At 54.1% G+C, this 26,583-nt stretch carries 27 protein-coding genes; 22 read left to right on the forward strand and 5 right to left on the reverse strand.

The annotated features are described in order from the left end of the window. The first annotated feature begins 91 nt into the window (after positions 1 to 91). From purL to proC, 3 genes are read left to right on the forward strand one after another with little or no spacing between them, the layout of a single operon-like run. Positions 92 to 2,323, forward strand: a complete 2,232-nt coding sequence (purL, locus tag VHE34_RS10690) for a phosphoribosylformylglycinamidine synthase subunit PurL (RefSeq protein WP_325587595.1) — start codon at positions 92 to 94, stop codon at positions 2,321 to 2,323. After that, complete coding sequence (gene rfaD / locus VHE34_RS10695) at positions 2,320 to 3,309, forward strand: ADP-glyceromanno-heptose 6-epimerase (RefSeq protein ID WP_325587597.1); 990 nt, start codon at positions 2,320 to 2,322, stop codon at positions 3,307 to 3,309. Before purL ends, rfaD begins: the two co-directional genes overlap by 4 nt. After that, positions 3,306 to 4,103 (forward strand): pyrroline-5-carboxylate reductase, encoded by a 798-nt coding sequence (proC, locus tag VHE34_RS10700; RefSeq protein ID WP_325587599.1) that lies wholly within the window; start codon positions 3,306 to 3,308, stop codon positions 4,101 to 4,103. The genes rfaD and proC overlap by 4 nt, the downstream gene beginning before the upstream one ends. Before the next feature lie 29 nt (positions 4,104 to 4,132). Here proC and VHE34_RS10705 read toward each other — a convergent pair whose 3' ends face one another. Continuing rightward, positions 4,133 to 5,278 carry a hypothetical protein gene (locus VHE34_RS10705; protein ID WP_325587601.1) on the reverse strand — a complete coding sequence of 382 codons (1,146 nt, stop codon included), beginning with the start codon at positions 5,276 to 5,278 and terminating at the stop codon, positions 4,133 to 4,135. A 282-nt stretch (positions 5,279 to 5,560) separates the two neighbouring features. Here VHE34_RS10705 and VHE34_RS10710 point away from each other — a divergent pair, with 282 nt between their 5' ends. From VHE34_RS10710 to VHE34_RS10725, 4 genes are all read left to right on the forward strand, one after another. After that, entirely contained in the window at positions 5,561 to 5,743 is a 183-nt protein-coding gene (locus tag VHE34_RS10710; protein WP_325587603.1) for a hypothetical protein, read from the forward strand. A gap of 251 nt (positions 5,744 to 5,994) precedes the next feature. Next, positions 5,995 to 7,653 (forward strand): CTP synthase, encoded by a 1,659-nt coding sequence (locus VHE34_RS10715; RefSeq protein ID WP_325587605.1) that lies wholly within the window; start codon positions 5,995 to 5,997, stop codon positions 7,651 to 7,653. Positions 7,654 to 7,738: 85 nt separating this feature from the next. Further along, on the forward strand, positions 7,739 to 9,571 hold the full coding sequence (gene yidC, locus VHE34_RS10720) for a membrane protein insertase YidC (protein WP_325587607.1): 1,833 nt from the start codon (positions 7,739 to 7,741) through the stop codon (positions 9,569 to 9,571). A gap of 328 nt (positions 9,572 to 9,899) precedes the next feature. Next, positions 9,900 to 10,556: a hypothetical protein gene (locus VHE34_RS10725; RefSeq protein ID WP_325587609.1), complete on the forward strand. Its 657-nt coding sequence runs from the start codon at positions 9,900 to 9,902 to the stop codon at positions 10,554 to 10,556. Positions 10,557 to 10,558: 2 nt separating this feature from the next. Here the strand turns inward: VHE34_RS10725 and VHE34_RS10730 are convergent, their stop codons facing one another. Beyond that, positions 10,559 to 10,921, reverse strand: a complete 363-nt coding sequence (locus tag VHE34_RS10730; protein WP_325587611.1) for a hypothetical protein — start codon at positions 10,919 to 10,921, stop codon at positions 10,559 to 10,561. Positions 10,922 to 11,231: 310 nt separating this feature from the next. Here VHE34_RS10730 and VHE34_RS10735 point away from each other — a divergent pair, with 310 nt between their 5' ends. The 3 genes from VHE34_RS10735 to aroE all read left to right on the forward strand — a co-directional run bounded on the left by VHE34_RS10735 (position 11,232) and on the right by aroE (position 14,313). Next, complete coding sequence (locus VHE34_RS10735) at positions 11,232 to 12,653, forward strand: tetratricopeptide repeat protein (protein ID WP_325587613.1); 1,422 nt, start codon at positions 11,232 to 11,234, stop codon at positions 12,651 to 12,653. A gap of 152 nt (positions 12,654 to 12,805) precedes the next feature. Continuing rightward, a complete protein-coding gene (locus tag VHE34_RS10740; protein WP_325587615.1) occupies positions 12,806 to 13,579 on the forward strand; it encodes a phosphosulfolactate synthase in 774 nt (257 codons plus the stop codon). Then, positions 13,576 to 14,313, forward strand: a complete 738-nt coding sequence (gene aroE, locus VHE34_RS10745) for a shikimate dehydrogenase (protein WP_325587617.1) — start codon at positions 13,576 to 13,578, stop codon at positions 14,311 to 14,313. Before VHE34_RS10740 ends, aroE begins: the two co-directional genes overlap by 4 nt. Here aroE and VHE34_RS10750 read toward each other — a convergent pair. Genes VHE34_RS10750 through VHE34_RS10760 form a run of 3 tightly spaced genes read right to left on the reverse strand, consistent with a single transcriptional unit; the run spans position 14,310 to position 15,900 of the window. After that, entirely contained in the window at positions 14,310 to 14,741 is a 432-nt protein-coding gene (locus tag VHE34_RS10750) for a thioesterase family protein (protein WP_325587619.1), read from the reverse strand. The genes aroE and VHE34_RS10750 overlap by 4 nt on opposite strands. A gap of 2 nt (positions 14,742 to 14,743) precedes the next feature. Continuing rightward, complete coding sequence (gene rdgB, locus VHE34_RS10755) at positions 14,744 to 15,355, reverse strand: RdgB/HAM1 family non-canonical purine NTP pyrophosphatase (protein ID WP_325587621.1); 612 nt, start codon at positions 15,353 to 15,355, stop codon at positions 14,744 to 14,746. Next, positions 15,352 to 15,900, reverse strand: coding sequence for a hypothetical protein (locus VHE34_RS10760; RefSeq protein ID WP_325587623.1), 549 nt, complete (start codon positions 15,898 to 15,900; stop codon positions 15,352 to 15,354). The genes rdgB and VHE34_RS10760 overlap by 4 nt, the downstream gene beginning before the upstream one ends. Positions 15,901 to 16,068: 168 nt before the next feature. Between VHE34_RS10760 and VHE34_RS10765 the strand changes: the two genes are divergently transcribed. From VHE34_RS10765 to rpsS, 12 genes are all read left to right on the forward strand, one after another. Beyond that, complete coding sequence (locus VHE34_RS10765; protein ID WP_325587625.1) at positions 16,069 to 17,133, forward strand: branched-chain amino acid aminotransferase; 1,065 nt, start codon at positions 16,069 to 16,071, stop codon at positions 17,131 to 17,133. A gap of 79 nt (positions 17,134 to 17,212) precedes the next feature. Then, positions 17,213 to 17,626 carry a 30S ribosomal protein S12 gene (gene rpsL / locus VHE34_RS10770; protein ID WP_188938214.1) on the forward strand — a complete coding sequence of 138 codons (414 nt, stop codon included), beginning with the start codon at positions 17,213 to 17,215 and terminating at the stop codon, positions 17,624 to 17,626. Between the two features lie 31 nt (positions 17,627 to 17,657). Beyond that, positions 17,658 to 18,125 (forward strand): 30S ribosomal protein S7, encoded by a 468-nt coding sequence (gene rpsG, locus VHE34_RS10775; RefSeq protein ID WP_325587629.1) that lies wholly within the window; start codon positions 17,658 to 17,660, stop codon positions 18,123 to 18,125. A 91-nt stretch (positions 18,126 to 18,216) separates the two neighbouring features. Continuing rightward, positions 18,217 to 20,364 carry an elongation factor G gene (gene fusA, locus VHE34_RS10780; RefSeq protein ID WP_325587632.1) on the forward strand — a complete coding sequence of 716 codons (2,148 nt, stop codon included), beginning with the start codon at positions 18,217 to 18,219 and terminating at the stop codon, positions 20,362 to 20,364. 136 nt (positions 20,365 to 20,500) lie between these two features. Beyond that, positions 20,501 to 20,806, forward strand: a complete 306-nt coding sequence (locus VHE34_RS10785) for a hypothetical protein (protein ID WP_325587634.1) — start codon at positions 20,501 to 20,503, stop codon at positions 20,804 to 20,806. Positions 20,807 to 20,962: 156 nt separating this feature from the next. Further along, complete coding sequence (locus tag VHE34_RS10790) at positions 20,963 to 23,131, forward strand: S9 family peptidase (RefSeq protein ID WP_325587636.1); 2,169 nt, start codon at positions 20,963 to 20,965, stop codon at positions 23,129 to 23,131. A 95-nt stretch (positions 23,132 to 23,226) separates the two neighbouring features. Continuing rightward, positions 23,227 to 23,532: a 30S ribosomal protein S10 gene (gene rpsJ, locus VHE34_RS10795; protein WP_188938226.1), complete on the forward strand. Its 306-nt coding sequence runs from the start codon at positions 23,227 to 23,229 to the stop codon at positions 23,530 to 23,532. 290 nt (positions 23,533 to 23,822) lie between these two features. Continuing rightward, entirely contained in the window at positions 23,823 to 24,440 is a 618-nt protein-coding gene (gene rplC / locus VHE34_RS10800; RefSeq protein WP_325587638.1) for a 50S ribosomal protein L3, read from the forward strand. Between the two features lie 20 nt (positions 24,441 to 24,460). Beyond that, complete coding sequence (gene rplD / locus VHE34_RS10805) at positions 24,461 to 25,093, forward strand: 50S ribosomal protein L4 (RefSeq protein WP_325587640.1); 633 nt, start codon at positions 24,461 to 24,463, stop codon at positions 25,091 to 25,093. A 28-nt stretch (positions 25,094 to 25,121) separates the two neighbouring features. Continuing rightward, positions 25,122 to 25,421, forward strand: a complete 300-nt coding sequence (gene rplW, locus VHE34_RS10810; protein WP_325587642.1) for a 50S ribosomal protein L23 — start codon at positions 25,122 to 25,124, stop codon at positions 25,419 to 25,421. 25 nt (positions 25,422 to 25,446) lie between these two features. After that, a complete protein-coding gene (rplB, locus tag VHE34_RS10815) occupies positions 25,447 to 26,286 on the forward strand; it encodes a 50S ribosomal protein L2 (protein ID WP_325587644.1) in 840 nt (279 codons plus the stop codon). Between the two features lie 16 nt (positions 26,287 to 26,302). Then, entirely contained in the window at positions 26,303 to 26,575 is a 273-nt protein-coding gene (gene rpsS / locus VHE34_RS10820; RefSeq protein ID WP_325587646.1) for a 30S ribosomal protein S19, read from the forward strand. The last annotated feature ends 8 nt before the right edge of the window (positions 26,576 to 26,583 follow it).

Genomic DNA, 26,583 nt, shown 5'->3' on the forward strand with positions numbered 1-26,583 from the left:
GGAGAAGCCGGGGCTTCTCGGCCGAAGGCCCGACGTTAGATATTAGAACGAGCCGGGTTATTTTGCCATCAAACCCGGCTCGTTCTATAATATGGACATTACGGTAAAAACGGCCGAGCAGCTGCGGCTTACTGGGGAAGAATTCGATCTGATCCGAAAAAAGCTTGGCAGGACCCCCAATTTTACGGAATTATGTGCTTTCAGCGCCATGTGGAGCGAGCACTGCAGTTATAAGAACTCGATCAAGTGGTTGAAGACGCTGCCCCGGGAAGGGAAGAAGATGCTGGTGAAGGCCGGTGAGGAGAATGCGGGGCTGATGGATATCGGGGATGGCTATGGAGTGGTTTTCAAGATCGAATCCCATAATCACCCTTCGGCGATCGAACCCTTCCAGGGTGCGGCTACGGGGGTCGGGGGTATCCACCGGGATATCTTTACGATGGGCGCCAGGCCGATCGCGTCGCTGAATTCCCTGCGGTTTGGCAATATAAAGGATGCGAAGACCCAGCATTTGCTGTCGGGTGTGGTGCATGGTATCGGCCACTATGGCAACTGTTTTGGGGTGCCGACGGTAGGCGGGGAAATCTATTTCGAAGAATGTTATCATACGAATCCGCTGGTGAACGCGATGAGCGTGGGTATCCTGAAGAACGGGGAGACGATCTCGGCGACGGCGAAGGGGAAGGGTAACCCGGTGATCTTTGTGGGTAGTGCGACGGGCAAGGATGGGATCGGCGGGGCTTCTTTTGCTTCGGCCAATATCACGGGGGAGAGCACGAAGGAGTTGCCGGCGGTGCAGGTGGGAGATCCGTTCCAGGAGAAGAAGCTGTTGGAGGCCTGCCTGGAGGTGATCCATACCGGGGCGGTCGTGGGCATGCAGGATATGGGGGCTGCGGGCATTATCTGTTCGACGGCGGAGATGAGTGCCAAGGGTGAGGTAGGGATGCGGATCGACCTGGACCGGGTTCCGGCGCGGCAGGAAAATATGAAGGCCTGGGAGTTGCTGCTGAGTGAGAGCCAGGAGCGGATGCTCATGGTCGTGAAGAAGGGGCGGGAGGCCGAGGTGGTCGCTATTTTTGAGAAATGGGATTTGCCGGCGGCGGTTATCGGTGAGGTGACGGATGATGGGCTTTTGAAATTTTATATGGGTGGCGAGCTTGAGGCCGAGATCCCTGCGCATGAGCTGGTGCTGGGCGGCGGTGCGCCGCAGTATGACCGGCCTTATAGTGAACCGGGATATCTGAAGGAGGTGAATGCTTTCGATGCTTCATCTGTTTCGGTTCCTGCCGATCTGCGGGAGGTTGCCGGGCAATTGATCGCGCTGCCGAATATCGCTTCCAAGAAATGGGTGGCTGTTCAATATGATAGTACGGTGGGTGCGGCGAATACTTCGACCAACCAACCCAGTGATGCGGCCGTGGTGCTGGCGAAGGGCGCCGGGAAGGATAAAGCTTTGGCGGTGACTACGGACTGCAATAGCCGTTATGTGTTTGCGGACCCTTATAAAGGGGCGATGATCGCGGTGGCCGAGGCTGCGCGGAATATCGTCTGCAGCGGGGGGAAGCCCCTGGGGGTGACCAACTGTCTGAATTTCGGCAATCCCTATGATCCTGAGGTCTATTACCAGTTTGTCAGCGCCATCAAGGGAATGGGTGACGCGTGTAGGAAGTTTGACACCCCGGTGACGGGTGGGAACGTGAGCTTTTACAACCAAAACCCCGATGGGGCGGTGTATCCAACACCGACCATTGGCATGGTCGGTTTGCTGGAAAGCGTGAAGAACAAGATGACGCTGGACTTCAAGGACGAGGGGGATGTCATCTTCCTGTTGGGGAATTCCTATAATGATATTGCTTCTTCGGAGTACCTGCATAAGGTCCGCAAGGTCGAGAAGAGCCCCGCGCCGCATTTCGATATCGAGGAGGAGTATGCGTTGCAGCAGAAGGTGGCGGCGCTGATCGCCGGCCGGCTTGTTCGCAGTGCGCATGATGTGAGCGAGGGCGGGCTGTTTGTTGCGCTGGCCGAGTCGGCGTTCCCGCGGGGGCTTGGTTTCGAGGTTGCTACTTCGGATGCGGCGATCCGTCCCGACGCGTATTGGTTTGGGGAAGCGCAGAGCCGGGTGGTGGTGAGTGTGGGGGCTTCGCGGGTGGAGGAGTTTTTGAAGGCATTGGGGGGCTTCCCGGCGGCGCAGCTGGGGGTTGTCACCGGAGGGAATTTTGTCGTCGACGGCGCCGACTGGGGCCATGTGGCCGGGTGGAAGGATAAATACGATCATAGCCTGGAGAATTATATGGCCCGGCTGGTAGACATAGATCAACTATGAAAAAATATATTGTCGTCACCGGTGCGGCGGGATTCATTGGCAGCTGTCTTGTTGGATTTTTGAATCAACACGGGTTTACCGATCTCATCCTGGTGGATGAGTTTGGGGATGCTGCGAAGGAACCTAATTTAGCCGGGAAGGTGTATGCCTCGGCTGTGGAGCGGGAGGTTTTTTTCGACTGGCTGGCGGCGGAGCAACCGGTGGTTGATTTTGTCTTTCACATTGGCGCCAGGACGGATACAACGGAATTCGACTATTCGATCCATCAGCATTTGAATGTGGAGTATTCGCAGAAGGTGTGGGCCTGGTGTACGCAACATCGGGTTCCGTTGGTGTATGCATCTTCTGCGGCGACATACGGAGCGGGTGAGCTGGGGTATGAGGACCGGCATGATCTGCCTTATGAACTGAAGCCGCTGAATCCTTATGGGGTTTCGAAGAACGAATTCGATAAGTGGGCGTTGCGGCAGGCGGCTGCGGGTGGGGTTACGGCTCCGCCGTTCTGGGCAGGGTTGAAATTCTTCAATGTGTATGGTCCTAACGAATACCACAAGGGGCGGATGGCGAGTGTGATCTTCCATTCTTTCAACCAGATCAAGAAGGATGGTTTTGTGAAGTTGTTCAAGAGTCACCGGCCGGACTTTGCCGATGGGCAGCAGTTGCGGGACTTCGTATATGTCAAGGATGTTGTGAAGGTGTGCTTCTGGCTTATGGAGAACCGGCCGGAATCGGGGTTGTACAACCTGGGTACGGGGAAGGCGCGGTCTTTTGAGGACCTGGTAAAGGCCACGTTCGCGGGATTGGATCTACCGGCGAGGATCGAGTATATCGATATGCCGGAGGATATCCGGGACAAGTACCAGTATTTTACGGAGGCGAAGATGGGTAAGCTGCGGGCGGCGGGGTATAAGAATGCGTTCAATACCCTTGAAGAAGGAGTGATCGATTATGTGAGGAATTACCTTGCCAGAAAGAACTATTTATGAATAAGAAGATCGCGATCATCGGGGGTGGGAATTTAGGGACGGCGATTGCCGAGGGGCTGATCCAGAGTGGGTTTGTCCTGCCCAAGCATATCCTTATCACCAAGCGGAATATCGATACGTTGCACGAGCTGGAGCGGAAGGGCGTGCTTGTGAGCGACAAGAATGAGGAGGCGGTGCGATATGCCGACCTGGTGATCCTGGCGGTGAAGCCGTTCCAGGTGAATGATATCCTGCGTTCGCTGAAGGACGAGTTCCGGGTGGACAAGCAGGTGTTGGTATCTGTCGTGACGGGGGTGACCATCGAGCATATCGCGGGCGTGCTTGGGAACGGGGTGCCGGTGGTGCGGGCGATGCCGAATACGGCGATCGCGATCCAGGAGAGTATGACCTGTATCGCGGCCCGCAATGTCAACGAAGAACAACTGCAATATGCGCTGGACATTTTCAACCAGTTGGGCAAGGCGGTGCGGATCGATGAGAAGCTGATGGATGCCGCGACGGTGCTTGGCGCCTGTGGTACCGCCTTTGCCATGCGATATATCCGGGCGAATATCCAGGGGGGTATCGAGATCGGTTTTGATGCGGCCACGGCCAACCTGATCGCGGCCCAGACGGTGAAGGGGGCGGCGGAGCTGTTGTTGAAGAAGGGGTCTCATCCCGAGCAGGAGATCGACAAGGTGACGACGCCCAAGGGTTGTACGATCGCGGGGCTGAATGAGATGGAGCACCAGGGGTTCAGTTCTTCGCTGATCAAGGGCCTGGTGGCGAGCTATGATAAGATCGCTAAAGATTGAGACCGGCCCCTGGCCGGTCGGGGGAAACCCTAATATACCGAGCCGGAGTCCATGTCGAGGGTGTAGATGCGTTGCCGGTTGTGAGCGTTTTTGGTTACCCACGGCTGCGTTATCCCCCCCGAGGTGGGCCTATAGCCGGGGGGAGGCGGGCCAGACAGGAGGATGTCGGCGGCCGCGACCGGGGATTGGCCCTGGGGATTTATATAGGGATCGGGCAGTTTATACTCCTTATAAGCCTGGCTAAAGAAATAGAAGGCCTTTCCTTCCTTCCATAGCGGATAGAGCTTCCCATCCCGCATGATGAATATCGTTTTCCCATCACAATACCCCCATGCATCGTGCGAATATTGCAGAGAGCCGCCGGCGTCCTTCAGGTATAGCATGCGATCCCCTTTTTGCTGCTGGATCTCAAAATTCTGAACGGACGGAGCGTTGTCTCTGAATTCCTGGAAGCTGGCGTAGACGCCGGCGGACAGGACGTTGGAAGCGGTGATAGCCGGGTCGAAGCGGGACCGGTTGAATTGCAGGATATCTTCCCGGTGAAGCCGGCGGCCATTCTCTATCCTGGCCGGGGCCAAAGCGGAGATGCTGTCGGCCATTTCGCTGAGGACGGCGGTGAGATCGGTTTCCCAAAGGGAATAATAGCTGCTCCAGTTGTTGTATTGATTGCTATTCTTATAGGTCTGCAGGGTATCGAATCGCAGGATGGGGATATACACGCTGTCGTTGCAGGCGTAGATCTCGGCTTTTAGCCGGATATGGGTCTTTTGATCGATAATCCGGTCGTCTTTAACTTTATCCTCTTTGAGATAGTTGGCGTCGGAAAGCCAAAGGTTGCGGAGGACGATGAGGGCTGACCAATGGCCGCCGGGGGTTGCAAAATTCTTGTTGAGGAAGGCGGCGACCTCGGCGGCGGCGGGTCGGGGGAAAACGAGCTGGTTGTTATGGCTGCGGCCGATGGTGGGGACGAAGGTATGGATGCCGATTCGGACGGTGTCGGTGCGTTGATCGATCACGTCGAAATGGGTGAATACGCCGGGCCGGGTGGGGCCGGAGCGCTTCAGATCGATGGTGACGCTGGGAAGGGTGGAAAGAGAGAGGGTAGGAATGTTGTTTTGTGCCATCCCGGTGAGGGAAAGGGCTAGCAAGCCGATAAAGGGTACTGGGTATTTCATAGTCGGAGTAAATCTGCGACAAAATAGAAAAAATTGGGCATTACTGAAATACAATTTTCTTTCATATGTAAATGATTGTTAAAAGGTTAGATGCCTTGGCCGGAGGGGAAAAATGACACGTAAAGGCCCGAAAATTAAGTAGCGAATTCTACCTTTTAATTAAAATAAACCCGCATTATCTTGCGTTTGTGAGTGTGCGGAGCTAATTTTGCGCCGCGCAGTCGAAATCTGTCGCATTTGGAAAAATCTTGATCCCTGGAAATGACCTAAATCCAATAAACAATGAAAGGAAAGACCCTTACCGGAATTGTATTAGTCGTTGAGATCGCTTCTATCGCTATTCTGCACGCAGTGAAGATCAATCACACGGAAAAGACCGCCAAGGAATTTTCCCGGAGCCAGCCTGCCGCCGAGGCAATGGATAACCGGGCGAAGCCGGCTATTACGCTTGCCGTCCTCAAATAAATACCGCGCGTTAACGAATGTGAAGAGGCCCAACCGAAGGTTGGGCCTCTTTGGCTTATAAGTTATCCACATGGGTTTTTGCGGCATTGCAAAATCGTGTAACTTTGCATGACCTTCTTGAATTTCCCTTCTTTTATGGTTTTCAATGGGTCATCGCAGCGGCCAGGATATTGTTCAAGCTAAGTTATTGGTTTCCGCCTGTCGCCTAACAGCACAACAACGCATTTAATAATAAATTAATTGACCATACTATGGCTAAGTATGTTTTTGTAACAGGTGGTGTAACGTCTTCACTGGGAAAAGGGATCATTGCGGCTTCGCTTGCTAAATTATTGCAGGCAAGGGGGCTAAGGGTGACGATCCAGAAATTCGACCCCTATATCAATGTCGACCCGGGCACCTTGAATCCCTATGAGCATGGGGAGTGTTACGTAACCGAGGATGGTGCGGAAACGGACCTGGACCTTGGCCATTACGAGCGTTTTTTGAACATCTATACTTCGCAGGCGAACAATGTCACTACGGGGCGGATCTACCAGACGGTGATCAACAAGGAGCGGGAAGGGGCCTATCTCGGCAAGACGGTGCAGGTGATCCCGCATATCACCGATGAGATCAAGCGGCGGATGTTGCTGCTGGGCCAGGGCAACAAATGGGATATCATCATTACGGAGCTGGGGGGAACGGTAGGCGATATCGAATCGCTGCCGTTCATCGAGGCGGTCCGGCAGCTGCAATGGGAGATGCCGGAGGAGGATTGCGTGGTGGTCCATCTTACGCTGGTGCCTTATCTAAAGGCGGCGAAGGAGCTGAAGACGAAGCCTACGCAGCATAGCGTCAAATTACTCAGCCAGGAGGGGGTTCATCCGGACATCATCGTCTGTCGGACGGAGGAGCCTTTGTCGCCGGATATCCGGAAGAAGATCGCGCTTTTCTGTAATGTCAAGCCTGAGGCGGTGATCGAGGCGGCGGATGCGCCGACGATCTACGAGGTCCCGCTGACGATGATGCGGGAGAAGCTGGATCTGATCTGTATGAAGAAGCTGAACATTACGAATACGCATGAGCCCGAGCTGGGGAGGTGGAAGGAGTTCCTTGATAAGCTGAAATATCCGAAGAGCAAGGTAACGATCGGGCTGATCGGGAAATATATTGAATTACAGGATGCTTATAAATCGATCCTGGAGTCGTTCGTACATGCCGGCGCGATCAATGAGTGCAAGGTGCAGGTGGTGAATGTCCATAGTGAATTTATCACTGAAGAGAATGTGGCCGAGAAGCTGGCTAACCTGGACGGGTTGCTGGTTGCGCCCGGATTTGGTCATCGCGGGGTAGAGGGGAAGATCGTGGCTGTGCGATATGCCCGGGAGAATAAGCTGCCTTTCTTCGGCATTTGTCTCGGGATGCAGATGGCTGTGATCGAGTACGCCCGCAATGTGTTGGGGCTGAAGGATGCGCATTCCACGGAAATGGATGTCCATACGCCACACCCGGTGATCGACCTGATGGAGGAGCAGAAAAAAGTGACGGCCAAGGGTGGAACGATGCGCCTGGGGGCCTATCCCTGCGCGCTGAAGGCCGGTTCATTGGCCAGCCGGATCTACGAGGGTAAGCCCGAGATCAGCGAGCGGCATCGTCATCGTTGGGAATTCAATAATGCGTATCTGCAATCTTTTGAGCAAGCCGGGCTGATCCTGAGCGGCACCAACCCCGAAAGCGGGCTGATCGAGATCATCGAGCTATCCACTAATTCCCATCCTTTCTTTTTCGGCGTACAGTACCATCCGGAGTTGAAGAGCACGGTGGAGAACCCGCAGCCGATCTTTGTTCACTTCATCAAGGCGGCCAAGGAGTTTGCCGAGGCGAAGAATGCGGTGAAGAATCCGCTGTTGCAGAGTGAAATGATCTAATTTCGGCGAGTTTTCGGCAATCGGTGGTTTTGGCGGATCGACCTGTGGTCGATCTTTGTATATTTGCACTTCCTAAAAAATATATATGGGATTCGATCGTAATACGGTTATCGGCTTTGTGTTGCTTGGGCTTTTGTTATTTGGTTACCTGTACATTAATACGAAGAGCAGCCACGAGCTGGAGGCGCAGCGGAAGCATATCGCCGACAGCGTTGCGGTGGTGACCAGGGCGCGTGAGGCGGCCGATAGTCTTAAGCGCCAGGCGACCTTGAAGCAGGATACGAATCTTAAGGCGGCTCCCGCGGTGGTGGATTCGAACAGTTTTGAGCTTGCTTTCAAGGGGACCGAGCAGCAGGTGACGATCGAGAACGACCTGGTGAAGGTCGTGTTTAGCAATAAGGGGGGGCAGCCGGTGGATGTGGAGCTGAAGAAGTACAAATCCTATGACAGTACGCCGGTGAAGCTGGTGGGGCCGAACAGCCGGATCAGCTACCCGATAAATACCGGTTCGGGCGCTGCCGATGTCGCCGAGCTGTATTTCAAGGCGGGGCAGGTGGTCAAGAATGCCGATGGCAGCCAGACGGTGCGATTCCAACTGCCGACGCCCGCGGGTGAGTCGATCGAACATGAATTTACGCTGCCCGCGAATGACTATGTGCTGGATTGGAACGTCAACATCAATAACCCGGGCAAGCTGTTCGCCCAGAACAATTTCAACCTGGGCTGGCATTTCGAAACTCAACGGGCGCAGAAGATCGTTTCCGAGGAGCGCCGGCTGACGAGTATCGGATATATGGAGGATGGCCAATTCGACTATATGTCTTCGAAGAGCGAGCGGACCTTTGAAAAACCGGTAAAATGGATCTCCTTGTCGCAGCAGTTCTTCAATACGACGCTGATCGCCAGGAACGGGTTTAGCGGCGGGGCCGTCCACTGGGCGCGGGAGGCATCGGATTCTTCGAATGTCGTCGCGCGGGGCGATGTCGCCTTGCAGGCCAAGATCCCGGCCGCGGCAAACGCCAGTCTGCCGTTGCGGCTTTATTACGGGCCCAATGATTTTACTATCCTGGAAAAGGAGGAGCCGGGGATGACGCATATCATCGACCTCGGCAGAGGGATGTACAGCTTTGTCCGCCCGGTGAACGTCTATATCATCATGCCGGTGTTCAATTTCTTCAAGAAATATATCGCCAGCTATGGGATCGCGATCCTGCTGCTGACGTTGTTCATCCGGTTGATCACTTCTCCGCTGGTGTACAGCAGCTATCTCAGCGGTGCGAAGATGAAGGCTTTGCGGCCGGAGATCGAGCAGTTGAAGAAGAAGATCGGGGATGACCAGCAGCAGATGGGGATGGAGCAGATGAAGCTGTTCCGGGAGGCGGGGGTCAACCCGCTTGGGGGGTGTATCCCGGCGTTGTTGCAGATCCCGATCTTTTTTGCCCTGTATAGTTTCTTCAGCAGCAATCTCGGGTTGCGGGGTGAAACCTTTTTATGGAGTCATGACCTGTCGTCCTACGACAGTATCCTTAGCTTTGGGTTCTCGATCCCTGGGTATGGCGATCATGTGAGCCTTTTTGCCTTGTGCGCGGTGGTGACGAGCTTCCTGATCTCATTGTATGGGATGAGCATGACGCCGGATCAGAGTAACCCGGCGATGAAGTATATGCCGTATATCATGCCGGTCTTCCTGTTGATCTTTTTTAACCGGCTGGCCTCGGCGCTGACCTGGTATTATACGGTGTCCAACCTGATCACGCTGGGTTTGCAGTTTGTGATCCAGAACTATATTATCGACCACGCCAAAATTTTGGCGAAACTGCAGGAGAACCGGACGAAGCCGAAGGCGAAGTCGAAATGGCAGGAGCGGCTGGAACAGATGCAGGAGGCGCAGAAGGAGGCGCAGAAGAAAGGGCGCTAGCCGGCCACGGGCCGGCTGGCCGAAGGCCCAACATCGGCCCTGCCAGGCGCCGACGGCGCCGGTACGGGGCGGGGGCTTTATGTTTTCCAGATTTTTTTCCTTGGGGTTTCTCCGCTTGGCCGGACCGGGACGTCCTCGTCTGTCGCGCGGATTATCTTGCGTTGGTTTTTTGGATGGTTGAGGGGCGGGGGCTGTGGAGGCCGTCGGGTGCCGGTTTCAGTTTTGGGGCGCCTGAGGTGTTTGCTGGGTTCGTTGCGGCGGCCTTTGCGGCGGGGGCTTAATTGCGGTCTTGCTTGGAGGTTTGAGGGGTGTTTCTTACTTTTAATCAATGTTTAATATCCTTCGTAACCCTTTCTGCCTGTTTTTCCTATGTATCCTTTTCCTGCCTGCGCGGGCTCAGAAGAGGATCTCCGAGCTTACTTTAGTATACGATTATTCTGTTATCATCGAGGGCGGTAATAAGCTGGAAGGCGTCGGCAATGCGTCTCATACCGTATATATCAAAGGCAATAAGAGCCGCAGCGAGATGACGAATCAATTGTTCTCTTCTACTTCCATTTACGATGCAAATACGGGTTTTGGGGTGATCCTCAAGGAGTTAAGCGGCCAGAAGCTGCTGATCCGGATGAATCCCGACAACTGGTCGGAGAAGAACCGGATGTATGACGGCGTGGAGTTCAAGAATACGGGTGAGTCGAAGGTGATCGCGGGTTACAATTGTATCAAGGCTACGGGGCAGACCTCGGCGGGGGCTATGGTGACGGTGTATTATACGAAGGAACTGGTGCCGGAGAACAGGACTTACGATCCGCTATTCAGGACGTTGGCGGGGTTACCGCTCGAATATGAACTGACGAATGGGAATGTGAAGATATCCTACCGATTTTCCAAAATGAGCCTGAATCCGGTGCCGGCGTCGAAGTTCGATATTCCTACCGGTGGGTACCGGGAGATGAATTACGAGGAAAGTAAGAAGTTAAATTAAGCTTATTTGCGGCCGCTCATGTTGATGTGCAGGTCCAGCAACTGGAGGCTGCTGTTGCTGCTATTGCGGAGGAAGAGAGAGCTGTTGATCTTGTAGCGATAGGGCAGGATGTACATGGTGTTGCCCTTTTCGTAGGTGACTAAAGTGTTGAAAGATATGTGGTTGTCTTTCTTTTCGGTGCCCAGCAGAACGCTACCGGTAAAGGAAGGACCGGTTTTGAGCGTGAACCCGGTGGTAGTGCGAATGGGGGTGAAATTCGTCTTCAGGCTATTGTTGGGTGCTTTCTTTTCGCCGCCGCCGCCTTTGCTGGCGAAAGCGAGACTGACCACGGTGATCATGAGACCGCTGATGAGCGTTTTGCGCATCAATTTTCTCCATTCTATGTGTGCCGGTATAAGCATTCCAATACAAATGTAGTGAAAAAAATTGGGTAATATTTAACCGCTTATCACAAAATTTAGTAAACTTTTAACGGCCTGATGCCGATAATGTTACAGATAAGTGTTCCGAACCCTTTTAAAAATACGTTAAATAAGCGCGGAGGGTTGCCATCCTTAATGACATTTTAACCTGTGAGAGTAATGTTTTTGGGAGCGTGTCCGGGTCCACATCCGGGGAGAAATTATTTTTCGGTAAGCCGGTACGAATGGCGTAACTTACGATAACCTTTAACACATGCAAGAAAATCCATACCATCAGGACCGCGAAGAAATGAAGGAGTTGTTGAAACAGTATTCGGATTTGAAAAGTGGACGGCAACATTCCTTTTTGGAGGAAGAAGCATTTGAAAGAATAATCGACTATTTTGATGACACGGAGGATCTGACCCAGGCGATAGAGGCGGTGGAATTGGGGATCGAGCAATATCCTTATTCTTCGGCTTTGTTGGTGAAAAAGGCAGATCTGATGATCGCCACCCGGCGGTATCATGAAGCTCTCGCCATTCTCGAGCAGGTGGAGCTTCTCGACAGCAGCGATATCAACCTTTACATTTTAAAGACGGACGCCTACCTGGCGCTTGACCAACCGCAGAAGGCGGCATTGCTGCTGGAGAGCGCGTTGCTGCATTTCGAGGGAGAGGAGCGGGTGGAGCTGCTTTTCGAGCTGGCGGACGTCTATGACGATTACGAGGAGTTCGATAAGATATTCGATTGTCTGAAGCTGATCCTAGAGCAGGACCCTTCGAATGAGGAGGCCTTGTACAAGATCTGTTTCTGGACCGATTTTACGGGGCGGAACGAGGAGAGTATCCGGCTGCACCAGTCGATCATCGACGAGAAGCCGTACAATGAGCTGGCATGGTTCAACCTGGCGGCGGCGTTCCAGGGGCTGAAGCTGTATGAGAAGGCCGTGGATGCGTACAAGTATGCGCTGGCGATCGACGAGAAGTTCGATTATGCTTACCGGAATATGGGCGATGCGTATATCCGGTTGCGTAAGTACCGGGATGCGATCGAGTCGCTTGAGAAGGTGCTGGAGCTTTCGAGGCCGGAGGATGTGATCTATGAGGCGATCGGCCATTGCTACGACAAACTGGACAATTATGCGCAGGCCCGGTTCTATTATCGCAAGGCGTCGCACCTCAACCCGGATGACAGCAAGCTGTATTATAAGCTGGCCTGCACTTATATCAACGAAGAGCAGTGGGGGCAGGCGGTGAAGCAGCTGGAGGCGGCGATGCGCATCCATGCCATGCAGCCGGAGTATAATCTCGCCATGGGCGAGTGCAAGATGCAACTGGGCGAGTTCAAAGAGGCTATTCAATATTTTTCTAATGTGGTGCGGATCCGGCCCCGGAATATCTCCAGCTGGGAGGCGCTGATCCGGTGTCTTTATAATGCCGAGTATTTTGACGAGGCGCTGGAACAGGTGGAGACGGCGATCCGGATCACTGGGGGTAAACCATTATTTGTCTTCTATCTTTCTGCCGTATATTTTGCCCTTGGCCGTAGCCGCGAGGGTCTTTTGCAGCTGGAGAATGCGATGGCGAAGGCTCCGAAGCTGTTGAAGAAATTACTGGAATTGAATCCTGTCATCCTCCAGTATCAGCCGGTGGTGGACATTATTGCCCGTTACAAAAAGAATAAATCCATTTAGAAAAGTCGATAGTTTCCTATTTTTGCGCCGGTTACTACTTTTTTGCGGAGTGACCGGGGCAGGCCGTACAGGCGTTTGTGGCGGTTGCGCGAGGGGGGTGGGCTTTGCCGGGGAAAACAGAAATCAGATTACGGACTCAATAAAACAACAGGATGAATTTTAAACTCACGCAGATGCCGGAGCGGCTGGGAAAGCCACGGCAGAATGGGATTACGATGGTAATGGACAAAGGGTTGAGCGTCGATGAGGCGAAGAATTTTTTGAGTGTGGCGCATCCGCATGTGGATGTGGTGAAGCTGGGTTTCGGGACTTCTTTCGTGACTCCCAATCTCCGGGAGAAGATCGAAGTATATCAATCATTTGGACTCCCGGTGTATTTTGGCGGTACTCTTTTCGAGGCATTCCTGATCCGGGGGCAGTTGGATGACTATATTGCCGTCCTTAAAGAATATGGCATCACCCATATGGAGGTGAGCGATGGGAGCATTACGATCCCCCATTCGGAGAAGTGCGGGTATATCGAGAAGCTGACCAAGTATGGGACGGTTTTCAGCGAGGTGGGCAGCAAGGATGCGGCGCATATCATTCCGCCCTATAAATGGATCGAGCTGATGTCGGCGGAGTTGGGCGCGGGCGCCTCTTATGTGATCGCCGAGGCGCGTGAGGCGGGTAATGTGGGTATCTATCGTGGCAGCGGCGAGGTCCGGGAAGGGCTTGTGCAGGAGATACTGACGCAGATCCCTGCCGAGCGGATCCTTTGGGAGGCTCCACAGAAGGCGCAGCAGTTGTATTTTATCGAGCTGATCGGTTGCAATGTCAACCTTGGCAATATTGCCCCGACCGAAGTGATCGCGATGGAAGCGATGCGGGTAGGGTTACGGGGAGATACTTTCCATTTATTCCTGGATAAAGGCGCCATGCGATGAGGCGGTATGGGCTGATCGGGTATCCGCTGACGCATTCTTTTTCGCAGAAGTATTTTACGGAGAAGTTCGGGCGGGAGGGGATCACGGATTGCGCCTATTCTAATTTTCCTATTGCTTCGATCGGGGAGCTTTCGGCTGTTCTGGCTGATCCCGAGCTTTGCGGGCTCAATGTCACTATACCATATAAAGAGCAGGTCTTGTCCTTCCTGGATGAACGGAGTCCCGTGGTTGCGGCCATTGGGGCCTGTAATTGCATCCGGATCGACGGCGGGCGGCGTGTTGGGCATAACACCGATGTGGTGGGTTTTGAGCGGTCGTTGTTGCCGAAGCTGGCCTCGCATCATCGCCAGGCATTGGTGCTGGGGACGGGCGGGGCTTCAAAGGCGGTGGAGTATGTGCTGGGGAAGCTGGGCCTCGCATACCGGTTGGTGACGCGGCGGCCGCGGGAGGGGACGAGTGACCTGGGGTATGAGCAGGTGGATGCGGCGGTACTTCGTTCGCATACGCTGGTGGTGAATACGACGCCTTTGGGGATGTATCCGCGCGTTGACGAATGCCCTTTGCTGCCATATGAGGCGGTGGGGTCGCAACACTATTTCTTTGATCTTATCTACAATCCTGCCAGGACCTTATTTCTTTTGAAGGCCGAAGAGCGTGGGGCGGTGGTGGAGAATGGGCACGAGATGCTGCTCCTGCAGGCGGAGGAGAGTTGGCGGATCTGGAACTCTATTTAGGACAATAATTTGTTTATCGCCTCCTTTGGAACGGGGGCGATCTTTTTTGTGGCGTAATTAAAGCAGACCATGCCGGTGCGGGCGAAGCTGACGGCCACCCATTTTTCATTGGTTAATTTTTCCAGCTTATAATACAGATCGAATCCCACGCGGGAGAATTCGGCGGCGGCGATGGAGCCGCGGAGGGTATCGCCGTAGAACAGTTCGCTTCTGAATTCTATGGTGACGTCGGACATGATGAGGCCGACGCCGGCCATGTCCAACTCCTGGTAGTCGTGGTGGCGGAGGAATTTTACTCTTAGCTCGTGGATGAGGGAGAGGACGGAGTCGTTGCCGACATGACCGCCGACGTTGATATCGGTGATGCGGATGGGGATCTCCGCGGTGAAGGAGAAATGGGTGGGCATCGTCAGTTTGATCCTTGGCATGGCTATGCTATTTGGGTTTGAAGAAAAGCCACCAATTTGTCGGCGGCTATCCGGCGATGACTGTATCTGTTCTTTTCCTGCAGCGTCATCTGGCCGAAGGAGCGGGTTTCGCCGTTGGGGACGAAGATGGGATCGTAGCCGAAGCCCTGGGAACCGGCGGGCGCCATTAATATATGGCCTTCGGTGACGCCTTCGAAGAGATGTTCGCGGCCGTTCCAGATGAGGGAGATGATGGTGCGGAAGCGTGCTTTCCGATTTGGATTGTCGCCGAGCTTTTGGAGAACTTTTGCGTTGTTCTTTTCTGCGGATCTTTCCTCGCCGGCGTAGTAGGCGCTGTGTACGCCGGGTTCGCCGCCGATGGCGGCCACTTCGATGCCGGTGTCTTCGCTGAAGACGTTCCCGTTGGTCAACTTGTGGATGGTCGTGGACTTTTCGGTGGCGTTTGCCTCGATGGTCTCGTGGGGTTCGGGGATATCGATGTCGATACCGGCGGCCTTGAGGCTGACGATGTTTATTTTGTCACCGATGGCGGACTGGATCTCTGTGACCTTGTGTTCGTTGTTGGTGGCGAAGATGATGCGGGGTTTGTCGGCCATGGCGGGGGCGTTGTTCATACGTCGAAGAGGGTTTTGAGGCAGACCCAGAGCTTGCTTTTCAGCAGTTTGGCATCGGGGGTGTTGGCTACCAGTTGTTGGAGGGGTGGGGCGGAGAGATAGGTGCATTGGTCATAGGGTTGGATCTTGAACTCCGGGAAGTTGATCGGGAGGCGGATGGCGGTGGGTTCGATGCCGAAAAGGAGGACGTTTTGCGGTTGCAGTTGTTGGCGGAGTGCGGCGATGGCGACGGGGGCGGTATGATGGTTGACGATGGCGACGTCGCCGATGTTCATGCGGCAGGCTTCGAGTATTTTGGTGAGGAACTCCAGCTGAGGGTCGGGGAGGAAGGCGGCTCCGGGGGTGTCGACGATGATGGCGATGCCGCGGTTGTTTTTTCCGAGGAATTTATATCCCTGGGGTTCTGCGGGTGCTGCGGATGCGGGTTGGGATGGGATGGGCGCTGGCTTTGCCGCGACGGGCGGGTTCGTGGGAGGGACGAGCGCGGTGTTGCCGTATAGCTCCCGGACCAATAGATCAGATAGTACGATGTTGTTGATTGACATATTATGCGTTGGAGATTCGCTTTGACAAAAGTAGCGAATCTCCAACGATACGCCAATGTCTGGCCTTCGGCCGACGGCCCTCCGGGCCATTTACTAACAGGTGTTAGTTTTTGATTTGGATGACATAAAGATTGTTCGTTTCTTTGTGGATACAAAATTTACCTACGTATGATTGCAGCCCTGGATATCCAAGTTACGAAATCGGGGAAGACGAGAGTTCACGAGATCGATTTTGATAATCTTCCCTTTGGCAAGTATTTCACCGATCACATGTTGGAAGTGGATTATGCGAACGGCGAGTGGGGCCAGGCGCGGATCAGGCCGTATCAGCCGCTGGAGCTTTCGCCGGCATTGTCGGCGCTGCATTATGGTCAGTCCATCTTCGAGGGTATCAAGGCGTATAAGGACCGGGACGGGAAGCCGTTCATTTTCCGGCCGTATGATAATTACCGGAGATTCAATATTTCCGCCGAGCGGATGATGATGCCGGCGGTACCGGAGGATCTTTTTATCGAGGGGATGCGGAGGCTGATCGATGTTGACCGGGACTGGATCCCGATGAAGAATGATTTTTCCCTGTACATCCGGCCGTTCATGTTTGCGACGGACGATGCGATCGGGGTGAAGCCTTCGGACACTTATAAGTTCATGATCCTGTTGAGTCCGACGGGCCCGTACTATTCGGCTCCGATGCGGATCTATGTGGAGGAGAAATATACGCGCGCGGCGCGGGGTGGTTTTGGGTTTGCCAAGGCTGCGGGTAATTATGGCGGGAGCATGCTGGCGACCGCGGTGGCCAGGCAGCGGGGTTTTGACCAGGTGTTGTGGACGGACGCGTTCGAACATAAATATGTGCAGGAGATCGGGACGATGAATGTGTTCTTTATGATCGGCGACAAGGTGCTGACGCCGGACCTGGAGCAGGGGACCATCCTGGAGGGGGTTACCCGGGACAGTGCGATAGAGGTGTTGCGGGACGAGGGGTATACGGTTGAAGAGGGCCCCATCAATATTGACGATGTGGTCAGGGCCTGGCAGGCGGGGGAATTGAAGGAGATGTTCGGAACGGGGACCGCGGCGACCATTTCGATGATCAAAGAGCTTGTTTATGAGGACTATACGATGAAGCTCGATACGGATAAGTGGGTTGTGGCGCCGATGGTGAAGCGGGTGTTGACGGATATCCGGGAGGGCCGGAGGGCGGATACGAGGGGTTGGATGTTTGCGGTTTAGGTACTAAATTCAGTAGATAAATTTGGAATGTAAGCTAACGGACTGTACTTTTGCAGTCCCAAAAATAAATAGGTTCAGAATGCCTACCATACAGCAATTAGTAAGAAAAGGAAGAGAGATTATCCGTGCAAAGAGTAAATCCCGGGCTTTGGACGCTTGTCCGCAGCGCCGTGGGGTTTGCACCCGTGTTTACACGACCACGCCCAAGAAGCCGAACTCCGCGCTGCGTAAGGTAGCTAAGGTTCGTCTGACGAACAAGGTGGAGGTGATCGCGTATATTCCGGGGGAGGGGCACAATCTCCAGGAGCACTCGATCGTGCTGATCCGTGGTGGCCGTGTTAAGGATTTACCGGGTGTTCGTTACCACATCGTTCGGGGCAGCCTTGATACGGCGGGTGTGAAGGACCGGAAGAAGAGCCGGAGCAAGTATGGTACGAAGAAGGAAAAGGCGGGTGCAAAGGGCGCCGCGGCTAAACCTGCAGGAAAGAAATAAAAACAACTAATTGATATAATTTCAAGATACAATGAGGAAGACGCAACCCAAAAAAATACCGCTGGCCCCCGACGCTAAGTATAATGACATCCTGGTGACCCGTTTTGTGAACAACCTGATGTGGCAGGGTAAGAAGAACACTGCGTACAACATCTTCTATGACGCCCTGGAGAAGGTTGCCAAGGTGACCAACGAAGATGGTTACGATATTTGGAAGCGTGCCCTGTCGAACGTGACCCCGGCCGTTGAGGTTCGGAGCCGTCGGATCGGTGGTGCTACGTTCCAGATTCCTTCCGAGGTTCGTCCTGACCGGAAGATCTCATTGAGCATGAAGTGGCTGATCCGTTACAGCCGCGAGCGCAACGGCCGGAGCATGGCTGAAAAGCTTGCCGGGGAGATCGTCGCGGCCAGCAAGGGTGAGGGTGGTGCTTTCAAGAAAAAAGAGGATACCCACCGGATGGCGGAGGCGAACAAGGCCTTTGCGCATTTTAAGGTATAAATTGATTATAAAGTAAATATAAAAAGAGGCCGCCAGCGGCCTCTTTTTATATTTAAAATGCGTACCTTTGCGCATCTTTTCAAATAATATTATGGCAGACTTAAAATTTCAAAGAAACTTCGGGATTGCGGCCCATATCGACGCCGGTAAAACCACCACCACGGAGCGGATCCTGCGCTACACAGGGATGATTCATAAAATCGGGGAAGTGCATGATGGTGCAGCTACCACCGACTGGATGGAGCAGGAGAAGGAGCGGGGTATCACGATCACCTCTGCTGCCGTCAGCTGCCAATGGAATTTCCCTACCGACAAGGGTAAGGTGGATGCCAATACCAAAAAATACTATTTCAACATTATCGATACTCCGGGTCACGTGGACTTCACCGTAGAGGTGGAGCGTTCGATGCGTGTACTGGACGGGCTGATCGCCCTGTTCTCGGCTGTTGACGGCGTGGAGCCCCAGTCCGAGACCGTTTGGCGCCAGGCCAACCGTTACAAGGTTCCCCGGATCGGCTTTGTGAACAAGATGGACCGGAGCGGCGCCGACTTCCTGATGGTAGTCAACCAGGTTCGCGAGATGCTTGGTGCGAAGGCCGTTCCCTTGCAGCTGCCGATCGGCGCCGAAGATGACTTCAAGGGCGTGGTCGACCTGATCAAGATGAAGGGTATTATCTGGCATATGGAGACGGAAGGCATGACCTTCGACGAGATCCCGGTGCCGGACGATATGATGGAAGAAGTGTTGGAATGGCGGGCGAAGCTGGTGGAAGCCGTTGCTGAGTACGACGACCACCTGATGGAGAAATTCTTCGAGAACCCCGATAGCATTACGGAAGCCGAGATGCACGAGGCGATCCGGAAGGCCACGGTGGATCTGAGCATCGTTCCGATGATGTGCGGAAGCTCCTTTAAGAACAAGGGCGTACAGACTGCGCTTGACGCGGTTTGCCGTTATCTCCCTTCGCCGCTGGATATCGAAGATACGGTTGGTACAGACCCGAACACCGGTGAGACGCTGACCCGGAAGGCAAGCCCGAAAGAACCTTTTGCGGCGCTTGCGTTCAAGATCATGACGGACCCCTTCGTTGGCCGCCTGGCGTTCTTCCGCTGTTACAGTGGTCACCTGGATGCGGGCAGCTATGTACTGAACGTGCGTAGCGGTAAGAAGGAGCGGATCAGCCGAATCATGAAGATGTTCGCCAACAAGCAGAACCCGATAGACTTTATCGAGGCCGGCGATATCGGCGCGGCTGTGGGTTTCAAGGAAATCAAGACCGGGGATACGCTGTGTGACGAAGATCATCCGATCACGCTGGAAAATATGTTCATCCCCGAGCCGGTTATCGCTATCGCCGTCGAGCCTAAGACACAGGCGGACGTCGATAAGATGGGGATGGCTATCTCCAAGCTGGTGGAAGAAGATCCCACGCTGCGCGTCAATACCGATGAAGATACGGGTCAGACCATCCTTCGCGGGATGGGTGAGCTGCATCTCGAGATCATCATCGACCGGATGAAGCGGGAATTCAAGGTAGAAGTCAACCAGGGTGCACCCCAGGTGGCCTATAAGGAAGCGTTCACCAAGTCCATTCAGCATCGTGAGGTGTTGAAGAAGCAGACGGGTGGTCGTGGTAAGTTCGCCGACATCCAGTTCGAGATCGGGCCTGCCGATGAAGAATGGCTGAAGGAGAACGAGGGCAAGGAATTCCAGTTCGTCAACGATATCTTCGGTGGAAGTATCCCCAAGGAATTCATCCAACCCATCCAGAAGGGTTTTGAATCCTGCCTGACGACGGGTGTTCTGGCCGGCTATCCGCTGACCAGCATGAAAGTAAGGGTGTTCGACGGCAGCTACCACGATGTGGACTCCGATGCCATGAGCTTCGAACTTTGCGCCAAGTCCGGTTTCCGGGAAGCGGGCGCCAAGGCGAAGCCCATCATCCTCGAGCCGATCATGAAGGTGGAAGTGCTGACTCCCGACCAATACATGGGTGATGTCACGGGTGACCTGAACCGTCGCCGGGGTATCCTTGAAGGGATGGACAGCCGTAACAACCTGCAGGTGATCAAGGCCAAGGTGCCGCTGAAGGAGATGTTCGGTTATGTAACCGAGCTGCGGAGCATGAGTTCCGGCCGTGCCACTTCGACCATGGAGTTCTCTCACTATGCCCCGGCACCGAACAATATCGCCGAAGAGGTGATCGCGAAGGTGAAGGGTAAGAAGGTGAACGCGTAAGAATAATACAATTCTTTTATATGCCGGAGCCCCATCCTCTTTGGATGGGGTTCTTTTTTTGTAATAATTTTTACATTGGACCGTTTTAACCTTGCTGACCTATGACTATCCAATAGTCATACTTAAAAACCAACATATGAAAAGTAAAGTTGTAAAACTGGCATTTCTGGTTCTTTTGATGGTCGGCGCCGGTACTATGGCGGCTTCTGCCCAGGTCTATGTTTCTGTAAGGCCGGTATGGCGTCCTGTTGCGCGTCCGGTGGCGCCGAGTCCGCGGCATGTGTGGATCGATGAGGAGTGGGAGGCACGCGGCGGTACGTATGTGGCCGTCGGTGGGCATTGGGCTATGCCGCCCCATCCGGGTTGGGTTTGGATCCCCGGTCACTGGGTGCGGGAGCGCCGTGGGGAGTATTGGAGGCGGGGTCATTGGGCTCGCCGCTAAGCGCCATGCTTTTAATTCACTAACCGGGCCCGGCGGATGCCGGGCTTTGTTTTTGCGGCTTCGGGTTTGGTTAAAAGCCCCTTCGCCACAAAAACAGTTAATGATGGGCCTTCGGCCAAAGGGTCTGTGGCCCTTTTTTGTTGTAAGTTTGTTCTTATGCGTTATCTATTCTTTGGCTTCCTGTTATTGTCTTTTGGCGGCTATGCGCAGCCGGGGTCTACGTTGTTGAAGTGGAATACCGAGGGGACTTCCTATTACAAGGTGAAGGAGGGATCGATCGTGCGGGTGGATCTGCCGGAGAGCCGGGAGACGGTGGTGGTGGCGGCTGACCTGTTGCGGCCGGTGGGGCATGGGCGGCCTTTGAACGTCCGGGACTTTTCTTTTTCGGCCGATGGGCGGAAGCTGCTGGTGTATACCAATGCCAAGCGGGTATGGAGGTATGATACCCGGGGGGATTACTGGGTGTTGGATCTCGGAAAACGGGAATTATTGCCCGTGGGCCGGGAGCGGCCGCCGGCTTCGCTGCAATTTGCGAAGTTCTCGCCGGACGGATCGAGGGTGGCGTATTCCAGCGAGCACAATGTCTATGTCGAAGACCTGTCGACGGGGCTGGCGAAGTGTCTGACCTCCACCGGGGGGACGCCGAAGCTGATCAACGGCACGTTCGACTGGGCCTATGAGGAGGAGCTGGACTGCCGGGATGGATTTCGCTGGAGTCCGGACGGGCAGCATATTGCTTACTGGCAGATCGATGCCAACAAGATCAAGGACTATCTGATGATCAATACGACGGATTCGACCTATCCCTTTGTAGTGCCGGTCGAGTACCCGGTTGCGGGGGAATCGCCTTCGCCATACCGGATCGGCGTTGTCGATGTGGTGACGGGGGTGAACCGGTGGCTGGACATTCCCGGCGATCCGCAGCAGACTTACCTCCCGCGGATGGAATGGGCGGCGAATTCGACGGAGCTGGTCCTGCAGCAGCTGAACCGGAAGCAGAATGAGAGCAAGCTTTTCCTTGGCGAGGTGGCTACCGGCAGGACGACGGAGATTTATGACGAGCGGGACAGCGCCTATATCGACTGCAAGGATGTCTGGCAGGGCGGGGTGATTGCGGGGTGGGACTGGATCGCGGGCGGCAAGGAGTTTCTTTGGGTGTCGGAGAAGGATGGTTGGCGGCATGTCTACCGGATCAGCCGGGACGGGCGCAAGGAAGTTTTGGTGACAAGGGGGGACTATGATGTGATGGGGCTGAGCCGGGTGGATGAGAAGGGTGGGTGGTTGTATTTTCTGGCGAGCCCGGCCAATGCTACGCAACGATATTTGTACCGGACGCGGCTGGATGGGAAGGGGGCGGCTGAGCGGCTGACGCCGCTCAGCGAATCGGGGACGCATTCCTACGATGTTTCTCCCGGGGCCCGGTTTGCGCTGCATACGTACAGTAGCGCCAACCAGGAGGAGCGACAGGAGATGGTAGGTTTGCCCGGGCATGTTTCATTGGCGAAGGCGACTGGCGGCGATGGTGGTGGTGTGAAGAAGAAGGTGGAGTTCTTCAAGGTGCGGACGGTGGACGGGGTGGTGATGGATGGCTGGATGGTGAAGCCGGCGCCGTTTGACTCGACGAAGCGTTATCCTGTGGTCTTTTACGTCTATGGGGAGCCGGCCGACCAGACGGTGCGGGACGAGTATGGGGTCGGGAACAATTTCCTGTATACGGGAGATATGGCGGCGGACGGGTATATCTACCTGAGCGTGGACAACCGGGGGACGCCGGCGCCGAAGGGGCGGGCCTGGCGGAAGGCCATTTACCGGCAGATCGGGCGGCTCAATATCCGGGACCAGGCGATGGCGGCCAGGGAGATACTGAAGTGGCCGTTCGTGGACAGCAGCCGGGTGGCGGTCTGGGGTTGGAGTGGGGGAGGGTCGAGCACGTTGAACCTGCTGTTCCAGTACCCGGAGATCTACAAGACGGGGATTGCGGTGGCGGCGGTGGGCAACCAGTTGAGCTATGACAATATTTACCAGGAGCGGTATATGGGATTGCCGCAGGAGAACCGGGAGGATTTTGTGGCGGGGTCGCCTATTACTTATGCTAAAAATTTGAAAGGCAATCTTTTATATATTCATGGGACAGGGGACGACAATGTGCATTACCAGAATGCGGAGCGGCTTTTGAATGCTTTGATCGCGGCTGGGAAGGTCTTTTCTTTTATGGCTTATCCGAACCGGAGTCATGGGATATACGAGGGGGATGGGACCAGGCGGCACCTGGCGTTGTTGTATACGGACTTTCTGCGGCGGAACTGTCCGGGCGGAGGCCGGTAATTTGGGGTTTTTTCTAAAAAACCTGCCTATTTTTTGGGAGCGAGGCAAACAAATGCATACCTTTGCATCCCATTCGAAAAAATGGGATTTGGCTTATGTCTCAACGAATCAGAATCAAATTACAGTCATACGATCACAATTTGGTGGATAAATCCGCTGAAAAGATCGTCAAAACCGTACGTAGTACCGGGGCTGTGGTAACGGGTCCTATTCCCTTACCTACGCGTAAGAAGATCTTCACCGTACTGCGTTCGCCGCACGTAAACAAGAAGGCTCGTGAGCAGTTCCAACTGCATACGCACAAGCGTTTGTTGGATATCTATACGTCTTCTTCGAGGACGGTGGATGCGTTGTCGAAGCTGGATCTGCCGAGTGGGGTGGATGTCGAGATCAAAGCCTGACGGCTTTGGGTTAGTGGGCCGCGGGCGGTCAATAGTTCTTTCATCCATCTGCAAACTCCTGTAAGGATAAAGCAGCGCTGGATAGCATAATGGTAAAATGCTCGCGCAAGTGAGTTTACATATGAACAAGCCGTTCTGGGTTTGTTTACTGCCGGTACTTCTGTTCACCATAGGGTGGCGCAAAGAAAAGGTCGGCTGCAAACGAGGGATTGAAGATGTAGATCGATGCTGCATGCCTGCAGTAAGTCTATGCTCTGTCTCATACCCGATGGCACAAATTTTTTAAGAAAATGAAAGGCATTATTGGTAAAAAGATCGGGATGACCAGCGTCTTCAGTCCTGACGGCAAGCAAACAGCCGTCACGATCATTGAAGCGGGTCCCTGCGTCGTTACGCAGGTGAAGACCCAGGAAACTGACGGGTACACTTCCCTCCAATTAGCATTTGGCGACAAGAAAGAGAAGCACACTACTGCAGCTGAAAAAAATCACTTCGCCAAGTCCAACACATCTCCCAAACAGTTCGTAAAAGAATTCCGCAATTTTTCCATAGCCAAGACTCTTGGTGAGTCCGTTACCGTAGACATTTTCACCGAAGGTGAGAAGGTCGAGGTTGTGGGCACATCGAAGGGTAAGGGTTTTCAGGGTGTCGTCAAGCGTCACGGGTTCAGCGGTGTCGGTGAGGCTACTCACGGTCAGCACGACCGTCAGCGGGCACCGGGTTCGCTGGGTAACTCTTCAGACGCCAGCCGCGTTATGAAGGGTGTCCGCATGGCGGGCCGTCTTGGCGGCGACCGCGTGAAGGTGAAGAGCCTGAAGGTGGTGAAGATCTTCCCTGAGAAGAACTATATCCTGGTGAGCGGGTCTGTTCCTGGTCATATCGGTTCAATTGTCTTTATTCAGAAGTAACAACTTTTAATTTGACTATCATGCAAGCAGATGTTTTAAATATAGAAGGAAAGAAGACTGGCCGGACGGTGGAATTGCCCGAGGAGATCTTTGGCGCGGAGCCGAACGATCATGTGATCTACCTGGCCGTCAAGCAGTACCTGGCCGCGCAGCGTCAGGGTACGCACAAGGTCAAGACCCGGCTGGAAGTGAAGGGTTCGAGCAAGAAGCTGCATCGTCAGAAGGGAACGGGGGGCAGCCGTAAGGGTAACCTGCGTAACCCTTTGTACAAGGGCGGTGGCACCATCTTTGGACCGAAGCCCCGCGACTATGATTTCAAGCTGAACCGGAAGGTGAAGGATCTGGCGAAGATCTCTGCGCTGGCTCACAAGGCCAAGGCTGGGGCGATCGTGGTTGTCGAGGACATCAAGCTTGATGCTCCCAAGACCAAAACGTTCACTGATGCTTTGACCAAGCTGAATGCTGCCGGTAAGAAGGTGCTGTTCGTGCTGCCTGCGGAATACGATCGCAACCTGTACCTGAGCCTGCGTAACCTTCCGAAGGTCGAGGGCACGGTGCTGACCGACATCAATACATATGACATCGTAAACGCGGAAGTGTTGGTGTTGAGCGAAGGTGCGGCGAAGATCTTTGCCGAGAATGAAGAAGCTTAATTTCGTTAATTAGAAAAATTTATAAGAGATGAAACTCTCTGAAGTTTTAGTAAAACCGATACTGACGGAAAAGGCAAATGCCCAGCAGGACAAACTGCGCCGCTATGCTTTCCGTGTCAACCGTAAGGCGAACAAATTGGAGATCAAGAAGGCTGTGGAGGATTTCTACGGTGTCAAGGTGGTGGATGTGAACACGGTCGTGGTGCCGGGTAAGAACAAGACCCGCTTTACGAAGGCCGGGTATGTACAGGGCCGCAAGCCTGCTTACAAGAAGGCGCTGGTAACGGTGGCTGAAGGAGAGGCGATCGATCTTTACGCAAGTATCTAATATAAAATATTAAAGTAGAACCAACATGGCACTGAAGAAATACAAACCGATCACCGCTGGGACCCGCTGGAGGATTGGTAACGCCTATGCCGAAGTAACCACCGATGCGCCGGAGAAGAGCCTTCTGGAGAAGAAGAAGTCCACCGGTGGCCGGAATATCCAGGGCCGCAGGGCGATGCGGTATATCGGCGGCGGTCACAAGAAGATGTACCGGGTGATCGATTTCAAGCGTAACAAGAAGGAGATCCCTGCTACCGTTGCGTCGATCGAATATGATCCGAACCGTACGGCTTTCATCGCGCTGCTTCATTATGCCGATGGTGAGAAGCGTTATATCCTGGCTCCGCAGGGTTTGCAGGTTGGCGCTACGGTGCTGTCCGGCGATACGGTGGCGCCCGAGGTTGGCAATGCTCTCCAGATGAAGAACATGCCGCTGGGTACCAACATCCACAATATCGAGATGCAGCCTGGCCAGGGTGGTAAGCTGGTGCGCAGCGCCGGTACTTCCGCTCAGCTGACGAACAAGGAAGAGAAATATGCCGTGTTGAAGATGCCTTCAGGCGAACTGCGTAAGGTGTTGATCAACTGTTATGCTACGGTTGGGGTGGTATCGAACAGCGATCACTCGCTGCAGAGCATGGGTAAGGCCGGCCGTAACCGTTGGAGGGGTATCCGCCCGCGTAACCGTGGTGTCGCGATGAACCCTGTGGATCACCCGATGGGTGGTGGTGAAGGTAAGGCATCCGGTGGTCAGCCCCGGAGCAGGAATGCTCAGTACAGCCGCGGTCTGAAGACCCGTCAGAAGGGCAAGGGCTCGGATCAGCTGATCATCCAACGGAAGAACGGTAAAAAATTGTCGAAATAATTTATAATCATCTATTATGGGTCGTTCAATTAAAAAAGGTCCTTACGTAGACTCCAACCTGGAAGAGAAGATCCTGTCGATCAATGAAGGGACTGCCAAGAAAGGGGTGATCAAAACCTGGAGCCGCCGCAGCACCATTACTCCCGATTTCGTGGGGCATACGCTGGCGGTGCACAACGGGAACAAGTTCATCCCGGTGTATGTAACGGAGTTTATGGTGGGACATAAGCTGGGGGAGTTTGCTCCGACCAGAAACTTTAAAGGACATTCGAGTAAAAAGATCGCGTAAGCGTAAAA

It is taken from the genome of Puia sp. (assembly GCF_035546395.1).
Taxonomy (GTDB): Bacteria; Bacteroidota; Bacteroidia; order Chitinophagales; family Chitinophagaceae; genus Puia.